This window comes from Streptomyces xiaopingdaonensis (assembly GCF_000262345.1).
Taxonomy (GTDB): Bacteria; Actinomycetota; Actinomycetes; order Streptomycetales; family Streptomycetaceae; genus Streptomyces; species Streptomyces xiaopingdaonensis.
Genome location: NZ_AJTQ01000008.1, coordinates 1 through 1542 on the forward strand (window position 1 = coordinate 1; position 1542 = coordinate 1542).

Genomic DNA, 1542 nt, shown 5'->3' on the forward strand with positions numbered 1-1542 from the left:
TGAGCCGGCGCAGCCACTCCCGCTCGGCGACCGCGTCGTCGTCGAGGAACGCGACGACCTCGCCGCGCGAGGCGGCGATGCCGGTGTTCCGGCCGGCGGAGAGGCCGCGGGGTCCCGAGTTGGGGAGTACCCGCACCGCTGCGTTGCGCGCGTACTCGGTCGCGAAGGCGTCGTGGAGCTCCTGGTTGTGGTCGACGACGAGGAGCGTCTCCAGCGGAGGCTGCGACTGCCGCAGGACGGAGTCGACCGCGTCCCTGGTGTCCTGCCAACGTGCCGCCGTGTAGGCGCAGATGACCACCGAGACCGGGGGCGGGGCCGGGACCTTGCCCGCGCCGTCGCTCACGAGCCCTCCCGCACTGTCCCGCCGAGCGTGGCGCCGCCGATCACCGCGGCGCGTACACGGCGCCTGCGGCCGCCCCGCTCGGTGAGGATGACGCGCAGGACGCGCAGGCCGTCGCGGACGGCGTGCAGGTTGCTCGTCCCGTGGATGCGCTCGTACTCGTGGCTCGGTATCTCCTGCACGCGCAGGCCGGCCTTGACGATGCGGATGTTCATCAGCGTCTCCACTTCGAACCCGGCGCAGTCCAGGGTGATGCGGTCGAGGGCGTGCCGCCAGAAGGCGTTGTAGCCGTAGCACAGGTCGGTGTAGCGGGCACCGAACTTGCGGTTGACGACCGTGGTGAGGAGGCGGTTGCCGAGTTTGCGGATCGGTGTCATGTCGTCGGTACCGCCGCCTTCGGCGAAGCGGGAGCCCTTGGCGAAGTCGGCGCCGCCGACGAGCGCGGAGACGTAGGCGACGATCTCGGTGCCGTCGGCGGAACCGTCGGCGTCGACCATCACCACGATCTCGCCCGTGCAGGCGGCGAAGCCGGTGATGAGCGCGTTCCCCTTGCCTTTGCCGCGCTGCCGGACGACCTTCACGTCCGGGCGGAGCCGCCGGGCCACGGCGACCGTGTCGTCCGTGGAGTCGCCGTCGACCAGGACGACCTCGTGTATCCAGTCGGGCAGCGTGCTGAACACGTACGGCAGGTTCTCGGCCTCGTTCATGGCGGGGATCACCACGCTCACCGGCGGTGTGATCGCCAGATGCGAGGAGACCGGGTGGTAGACCCGCTTCCGGGTGTGGTCGAGCGCCTCGCCCGAGGGTTCCGCCGGCTGGTCCGTAACGAAGCTCATTCCTCGTCTTCCCTCTCGTCCGGTGGACCGCGGCCTCGCCGCGGACCCGCAACTGTCCGGTGCGAAAGGGGGGTTGGACTCCGCGCGGGACGCGGGAGCCCGGTCGAGCGCATGGTCCGGCGCGGCCCGCCGACCGCCGGCCGGACTCCCCAGAGCCCTCCGACGGGAGGCGGCACCCCCCAACCGCGCCCCGCACCGCGGCATCCCCGGCGTACTGAGCCCTCCCACGCCGCGCGCCCCGCGCATCGCGCGGACGGCCCTGCACCCTGCGGTGCCGGAGCCGCCCGGCCCCCTGATGCGCGGCCGCGTCGCGGCGCCGCCTCGGATGCCTGCCGTCCGCCGGTCCGGGGACCGGCGGGGCCGGGC

2 protein-coding genes are annotated in these 1542 nt (G+C 73.2%); both read right to left on the reverse strand.

Annotated elements, in window-relative coordinates; all coding sequences use genetic code 11:
* The coding region (locus tag UWG_RS29225; RefSeq protein ID WP_033195892.1) for a glycosyltransferase family 2 protein at positions 1-343 on the reverse strand (343 nt) is incomplete at its 3' end.
* A complete protein-coding gene (locus tag UWG_RS0100360) occupies positions 340-1176 on the reverse strand; it encodes a glycosyltransferase family 2 protein (protein ID WP_016905214.1) in 837 nt (278 codons plus the stop codon). The genes UWG_RS29225 and UWG_RS0100360, both read right to left, overlap by 4 nt.
* Positions 1177-1542 lie beyond the last annotated feature (366 nt).

What these genes read in the sequence shown, in the direction of transcription:
- UWG_RS0100360 (WP_016905214.1), bottom strand. Translation starts at nt 1,176, where the DNA reads ATGAGCTTCGTTACGGACCAGCCGGCGGAACCCTCGGGCGAGGCGCTC.